Here is a 6,323-nt window from a genome sequence, read left to right as displayed (position 1 = left end):
CGCGGCTCGTCAGGATGATCGGGATGCGGGCGCCGAGGATGATGCCCGAGGAGGTCGCGCCGCCGAGAAGCACCAGCTGCTTGGCCAGCATGTTTCCCGATTCCAGATCCGGCGTCAGCAGGATATCGGCATCGCCGGAGACGACGGACGAGATGCCCTTGATCTTGGCGGCCTCGAGGCTGATCGCATTGTCGAAGGCCAGCGGTCCGTCAACGATGGCATTGGTGATCTGTCCGCGATCGGCCATCTTCGACAGGCAGGCGGCGTCTATGGTCGACTGGATCGCGGGATTGACGGTTTCAACGGCCGAAAGCACGGCGACCTTCGGCGTGATCTCGACATCGGAGATCGCGATCATCAGATCGATGGCGTTCTGGGCGATGTCGACCTTGGCGGCGAGGTCCGGCTTGATGTTCATCGCCGCGTCGGTGATGAAGAAGGGCTTGGGATATTCCGGATCAACCATGGCGAAGACGTGGGATATGCGCCGGCCGGTCCGCAGCCCGGCATCCTTCTTGATGACGGCGCCCATATATTCATCCGTGTGCAGGCTGCCTTTCATCAGGGCCTCGGCCTCGCCCTTGCTGGCAAGGGCGACGGCCTGCGCGGCGGAGGCATGGCTGTGCGGCGTGTCGATCATCCTGTAGCCGGAAATGTCGATCTCGTTCTCATCGGCGATGGCCTTGATCTTGCTTTCCGGGCCGACGAGAATCGGCTCGATCAGGTTTTCATGCGCGGCCTCGACGGCGCCCAAGAGCGCGTCGCGGCTGCAGGGGTGCACAACGGCGGTCGCGATCGCCGGCTTCTGCGCGGCGCGCTCGATGAAATTCTTGTTGAAGCCTGCGACGTCGAATTTGTCGGCCATCGTGGAATACTCCTTGGGTGATCGGGTTATGCTCGGGAGGTTCGTGCTGAGAAGGGCTGAAGAGTGTTCATTGCGAACCCGTGCGTTCCCGCGTCCGCACGGCGTGCCGGGCAGACTGAGGCCTTTGGGAGGGCAAGGCTTTGGTCCGCTTCTTCTGCCATATCGGTCTCTTCCGGTTTCCGTCATGCGCAAGCCGGCCGGGTGGACTTCGGCAAAGCTGACGGTTATCGTGAACCCGCTTCTGCCCGGATGCCGCCGCAAGACGCCTACGACTTAAGGCTAAGTTTTTAGCGCGGCCTTGAGCAAGATCAATCTGGCATATTAGTCTGCCGCGGCTATCCGAAACGGCACCCCCAGCCGGTTGGGCGCTTCAAATCAAACCAATGATAGGGAAGGTTCATGTCGAGGAAAAGAAAAGTATTGATGTCCGTCATGTTTGCCGGGCTTATGGCCGGCGCGGCGCAGGCGCAGAGCGCGCTGTCGATCAAGGTGCCGGGCGGTCCGGACGCGATCGACACCGAGGCCGTGTACGATTGCGGCGACTTCACGCTGAAGGCGCGTTACGTGACGAGCGGCGAGGTTTCGCTGGCGCGGCTCGAGTGGCCGGATCACCTGACCATCGCCGCCCAGGTGATTTCCGCTTCCGGCGCGCGCTATGCGGCCGGTCCCTATGTCTGGTGGACGAAGGGTGACGGGGCGACGCTCTATAACGTGATGAACGGCGAGAACGATCCGGGCATTGCCTGCGAAACCGCATCCTGAACGCCAATGGAACGGTTCTTCGCCATCTCCGGCTGTTCGGGCGGCGGCAAGTCGAGCCTGATCGAGGCGCTTGCCGCCCTGGGCTTTTCCGTGGTTCCCGAGCCCGGCCGCCGGATTGTGGCGGAGGAACAGGCCGGCGAGGGCAAGGCGCTGCCATGGGTGGACATGGCGGCCTTTGCCCGAAGGGCGGTCGCAATGGCCGCCGCCGACCACCGGGCAATGCACGATAAAGCCGGGCCCGTTTTCTTCGATCGCGGCCTGGTTGATGCCGTGGCGGGCCTCGGCCATGCGACCGGAACAGCCGCAATCCCCGATATCGTCAGGCAGCTTCGCTACAACGAGACCGTTTTCATGGTCCCGCCATGGCCGGAAATCTATGTCAACGACGCCGAACGCCGCCACGGGCTGGAGGAGGGAATCGCCGAATATGAGCGATTGCTGGATTTCTACCCGAAACTCGGTTACCGCCCGGTGCTCCTGCCCAAGGCCGATATCGAGACCCGCACGCGCTTCATTCTGCAACAGATCGGCGCCTACTGAAAGCGGCCGCCGCGTTCGAGCACCTCGATCTTGTAGCCGTCGGGGTCCGTCACGAAGAAGAAGCGGGCAAAGGGCGCGCCCTCGCGCTCCATGGCGACCAGGCTGCCGACGGGAATGCCGAGTTCGGTCAGCCGCCGGTGCTCGGCCTCGATGTCTGCCACGCTGACGGCGAGATGGCCATAGCCATTGCCGAGATCATAGGCCTCGCTCTGGCCTGCATTGACCGTCAGTTCCAGTTCGAAACCGGTCTCGGAATTGGCGAGATAGATGAGCGTGAAGCCGTCAAACGGGAAACGGTCCACCACCTCAAGGCCGAACAGCCGGTGGTAGAAATCGATCGACCGGGTCTCATCCAGCACGCGGATCATCGAATGGATCATCTTGGCCATGGCGGCGGCTCCCTTGGTTTTGTCCTTCCATAGGTCATTTGCGATCGCCGGAAAAGGCCCGGAGGCTTTTTCGAAAGGCGAACCGTTCTGTCCCTTCGATGGCTTGACCGCCCGAGGGACCGGGGCTATCGCCGGTGATTGAGCGCTGCCCGGAGAACCCCGGGCGCGCCGGCAAGGGGGAGAGCATGGCGTCACTGACCCGCACTTCGGGCATCGGCTTTGCCGTGGCGGCGGTCGCGACGCTGTCGGGCGTCGATGCGCTGGCGAAAAGCCTCGGGGCGGAGATGTCGAGCTTTCAGGTCGCATTCCTGCGCTACACGGTCTCGGCGCTGTTTCTTGGCCTGTTCGTTGCTGTTTTCGTGCGTCGCCGCCCCAAGCCCGGTTTCATCGGCGACCACGCGCTCAAGGGGTTTCTGGCGGCCGCCACCGCCAGCCTGTTCTTCTACGGCATTGCCGGCATGCCGCTGGTCATGGCGCTCGCGCTGGCCATGACCGCGCCGATCTACATGGCCCTGCTCGGCGCGCTGGTCTTCGGCGAGCGGCCAGGGCGGGCGACCTATCTGGCGCTTTTGCTGGCGGTGTCGGGATCGGGGCTCATCGTTGCGGCGAGGGGCTCGGGGCTTGCCGGACCGCCGGTCTCGCTTGCCGCCATCGCAGCCGGGCTTGCCGCGCCGCTCGCCTATGCCTTCACCGCGATCGCGATGAAGCGCTCGTCGGCCAATGACCATCCGATCACGCTGAGCATGATGCAGACAGCCTTCGCCGCGCTTTTCTCGGCGCCGATGGCGCTCTTGCTGTGGCAGGCGCCCGATCCGGCGCTTTCCTGGCAGATCGCCCTGATCGGGCTTTGCGGCGCGCTCGGCTTCATCTTCCTGGTCGCCGGGCTGAACCGCATGCCGGCCTCGCTTTATGCGGTGGTCGATTACTCCTCGCTTGTCTGGGCGGGGTTCTACGGTTTTGTCTTCTTCGACGAAATCCCCACATGGCCCACCCTCGCCGGCGGCGCGCTGATCGTGGCCGCCTGCGTGCTGTCTGCCGGGAGCCAGAGGAGCGCCCTGCCGGAAAGGTCTTGAACTTGACATCCGCCAGGGTCTAAAGCGGGTCCGGGAAAAGTGGAGATCGGTTTTCCGTCCGGACGCGCGGAAAAACAAAAGACAAGCGTGTTCGGCAAGCAAAGGGTGAAGCGTGAACGACATTCCGAGACATATCGATGATCAGCGGCGCGAGACGATCATGAAGGCCGTGAGCGAGATTCTGGCGGCGCTCGGCGAGGATCCTGCGCGCGAGGGCCTCAGGGACACGCCATCGCGGGTGGCGAAAATGTACATGGACGTCTTTTCCGGCCTCCATGAAGATGCTTCGGAACACCTGAAGACGGTCTTCACCGAAGACGGACACAACGAGATCGTCATCGTCCGGGACATTGCCTTTCACACCATGTGCGAGCATCACCTCCTGCCGTTCTTCGGAAGGGCGCATATCGCCTATCTGCCGGATGGCGGACGGCTGACCGGCCTTTCCAAGCTCGCCCGCGTGGTCGAAACGCTTGCCCGCCGGCCGCAGCTTCAGGAGCGGTTGACCGGCCAGATCGCCGACGCGATCGAAACCGTCCTCAGGCCGAAGGGCGTCATGGTGCTGGCAGAGGCGCGCCACATGTGCATGGAGATGCGTGGCATCAAGGCTCATGGCGCCAATACCGTCACGCTGGTTTCGCGCGGCGTCTTCAAGACCGATCCCGCACAGCGCGCCGAGACCCTTGCCCTTCTGCGCGGCCCCGTCTGACGAAGACCGGCCGTCCTGTATCTTTTTTTGCCGCGCTGCAGGCAAAGACGCTTGAAAAAACCGCCAAGAGCCTGTAACAGCCCCATGCATCGCAACGCGCCAGCCGCGTTCGGGCCGCTTTAGCTCAGTTGGTAGAGCACATCATTCGTAATGATGGGGTCACGTGTTCGAGTCACGTAAGCGGCACCACCATAAGTTCGTATCTTTGCATCAAAGTTTCGCTGCCGCTTTCGGCGCCTCGCCCTGGGACCTGAATTCCGCGGCGTTCCTTGCGCATCCATGTGGTTGCAGGAAGGACGAAGCGCCAAAGTGGTTGCAGGAAAGGTGGATATCGGTTTTCCATCCGCAAATGCGTAAAAACAAAGAGATAGAATGCCTGCGCTATTCAGGGAGAAGCGGAAGCGATCTAGAGCGCCGTGCGTCCATTCGGACGCACAAAGGACGCTCTAAACTATTGAATCTACGCATCGTGCTTTCCGAAAATCGATTCCGATTTTCGGGCCGATGCGCTAGCGCAGGAAGCAGGCAAGCCGCCTGGCGCCCGCGTCGGTGTGGCGGGCGGGCGGGCGGTCGTCCGCGCAGCGGCTTTCCGCAATGGGGCAGCGCGTGACGAAGGGACAGCCTTTCGGCGGATCGAGCGGGCTCGGCAGATCGCCTTCCAGAAGCTGAACGACCTTGTTGCGTTCGGCCACGGGGTCGGGCAACGGAATGGCGGCCAGGAGCGCCTGCGTGTAAGGGTGACGCGGGTCGGCAAAAAGCGTTGCCGCCGGTCCTTCCTCGACGATCGTGCCGAGATACATCACCACCACCCGGTCAGCGATATGGCGGACGACCGAGAGGTCGTGGGAGATGAAGATATAGGCAAGGCCCAACTCGCGCTGGAGCCGCATCAGGAGGTTCAGGATCTGCGACTGGATCGAGACGTCGAGGGCGGAGACCGCCTCGTCGCAGATGATCACGTCGGGCTTCAGCGCCAGCGCCCTTGCAATGACCACGCGCTGGCGCTGGCCGCCGGAAAGCTCGTTCGGGTAGCGGTCACGCTGGCCGGGATTGAGGCCGACCTGCTCCAGAAGCTCATCCACGCGCGCCCTGCGCTCGCGGGCGGGGACATTGTGGATGGCAAGCGGTTCGGCAATCGACTGGGCGATGGTGCGCTTGGGATCAAGGGCCGACACCGGATCCTGAAAGACGACCTGGAGATTGCGCCACATGGCGGCCCGCTCCATCGCATTCATCTCCGTCAGGTCGCGGCCGCGGAAGAAGATGCGACCTTCGGTTGCCGGCTCCAGCCCCAGAATGGCGTTGCCGGTGGTCGACTTGCCGCATCCGGATTCCCCGACGATTGCCAGCGTCTCGCCTTCACAGACATGAAAAGACACGCCGTCGACGGCCTTCACCACCTGTTGCGGCTCTTTCGAGAACAGCGTCTTCCGGCCGGCAGGGAAGTGAACCTTCAGTTCCTCGACCCGAAGCAGAGGGGTGTGGCCGGTCTCGGTCTTCGCGCTCATATCAGTGTTCCGGTTTCTTCGTGACGCCAGCAGGCAACCTTGCGTCCGGTTTCGCCCTCGGAGGGGAAGGCGAGCGGCGGGGTCCGGGCGCAGATATCGGCCGCCAGCGGACAGCGGGTGCGAAAGCGACAGCCCTGCGGAAAGGCGCTGATATCCGGGACGGTGCCGCTGATGGAAAAGAGCTCGCGCTTCGGTTCGTCGGTGATCTTCGGGATCGTGGTCAACAGGAGTTTCGTATAAGGATGGCGGGGCCCGGCAAACAGCGTCTCGACATCGGCCTGCTCGACGATCCGGCCGCCATACATGACGCAGACCCGGTCGGCGACGGAAGCGACCACGCCCATGTCGTGCGTTATGATCAGGATCGAGGTTCCGGTTTCATCGCGCAGCCGCCGCATCAGCTGCAGGATCTGCGCCTGCACCGTGACATCGAGCGCGGTCGTCGGCTCGTCGGCAACCAGAAGGTCCGGGCGGGCG

8 protein-coding genes and 1 tRNA gene are annotated in these 6,323 nt (G+C 63.2%); 5 read left to right on the top strand and 4 right to left on the bottom strand.

The window, feature by feature from the left end; translation table 11 throughout:
- A partial coding sequence (locus AC5DC2_RS17485; protein ID WP_491699392.1) for a bifunctional enoyl-CoA hydratase/phosphate acetyltransferase occupies positions 1 to 865 on the bottom strand: 865 nt, incomplete at its 3' end.
- Positions 866 to 1,288: 423 nt separating this feature from the next.
- Between AC5DC2_RS17485 and AC5DC2_RS17480 the strand changes: the two genes are divergently transcribed.
- Positions 1,289 to 1,627: an MliC family protein gene (locus AC5DC2_RS17480; RefSeq protein ID WP_491699391.1), complete on the top strand. Its 339-nt coding sequence runs from the start codon at positions 1,289 to 1,291 to the stop codon at positions 1,625 to 1,627.
- A 6-nt stretch (positions 1,628 to 1,633) separates the two neighbouring features.
- A complete protein-coding gene (locus AC5DC2_RS17475; RefSeq protein ID WP_491699390.1) occupies positions 1,634 to 2,167 on the top strand; it encodes an AAA family ATPase in 534 nt (177 codons plus the stop codon).
- Here the strand turns inward: AC5DC2_RS17475 and AC5DC2_RS17470 are convergent.
- Complete coding sequence (locus AC5DC2_RS17470; protein WP_491699389.1) at positions 2,161 to 2,556, bottom strand: VOC family protein; 396 nt, start codon at positions 2,554 to 2,556, stop codon at positions 2,161 to 2,163. The genes AC5DC2_RS17475 and AC5DC2_RS17470 overlap by 7 nt on opposite strands.
- 185 nt (positions 2,557 to 2,741) lie before the next feature.
- Here AC5DC2_RS17470 and AC5DC2_RS17465 point away from each other — a divergent pair, with 185 nt between their 5' ends.
- The 3 genes from AC5DC2_RS17465 (at position 2,742) to AC5DC2_RS17455 (ending at position 4,527) form a co-directional block, all read left to right on the top strand.
- Positions 2,742 to 3,629, top strand: coding sequence for a DMT family transporter (locus tag AC5DC2_RS17465; protein ID WP_491699388.1), 888 nt, complete (start codon positions 2,742 to 2,744; stop codon positions 3,627 to 3,629).
- A gap of 112 nt (positions 3,630 to 3,741) precedes the next feature.
- Positions 3,742 to 4,338, top strand: a complete 597-nt coding sequence (folE, locus tag AC5DC2_RS17460; protein ID WP_491699387.1) for a GTP cyclohydrolase I FolE — start codon at positions 3,742 to 3,744, stop codon at positions 4,336 to 4,338.
- Between the two features lie 113 nt (positions 4,339 to 4,451).
- Positions 4,452 to 4,527 (top strand) — tRNA-Thr (locus AC5DC2_RS17455).
- Positions 4,528 to 4,847: 320 nt separating this feature from the next.
- Here the strand turns inward: AC5DC2_RS17455 and AC5DC2_RS17450 are convergent.
- Both AC5DC2_RS17450 and AC5DC2_RS17445 read right to left on the bottom strand, forming a co-directional pair.
- A complete protein-coding gene (locus AC5DC2_RS17450) occupies positions 4,848 to 5,846 on the bottom strand; it encodes an ABC transporter ATP-binding protein (protein ID WP_024708650.1) in 999 nt (332 codons plus the stop codon).
- The coding region (locus tag AC5DC2_RS17445; RefSeq protein ID WP_491699386.1) for an oligopeptide/dipeptide ABC transporter ATP-binding protein at positions 5,843 to 6,323 on the bottom strand (481 nt) is incomplete at its 5' end. The genes AC5DC2_RS17450 and AC5DC2_RS17445, both read right to left, overlap by 4 nt.

The organism is Martelella sp., assembly GCF_984369615.1.
Note: the sequence above shows the minus strand (reverse complement) of the source record. Positions and strands in the feature narration are given on the sequence as shown.

Excerpts from the sequence above, each read along its gene's own strand:
- AC5DC2_RS17480 (WP_491699391.1), top strand. The coding sequence starts at position 1,289 with ATGTCCGTCATGTTTGCCGGGCTTATGGCCGGCGCGGCGCAGGCGCAG.
- AC5DC2_RS17475 (WP_491699390.1), top strand. The coding sequence starts at position 1,634 with ATGGAACGGTTCTTCGCCATCTCCGGCTGTTCGGGCGGCGGCAAGTCG.
- AC5DC2_RS17470 (WP_491699389.1), bottom strand. The coding sequence starts at position 2,556 with ATGGCCAAGATGATCCATTCGATGATCCGCGTGCTGGATGAGACCCGG.
- AC5DC2_RS17465 (WP_491699388.1), top strand. The coding sequence starts at position 2,742 with ATGGCGTCACTGACCCGCACTTCGGGCATCGGCTTTGCCGTGGCGGCG.
- AC5DC2_RS17450 (WP_024708650.1), bottom strand. The coding sequence starts at position 5,846 with ATGAGCGCGAAGACCGAGACCGGCCACACCCCTCTGCTTCGGGTCGAG.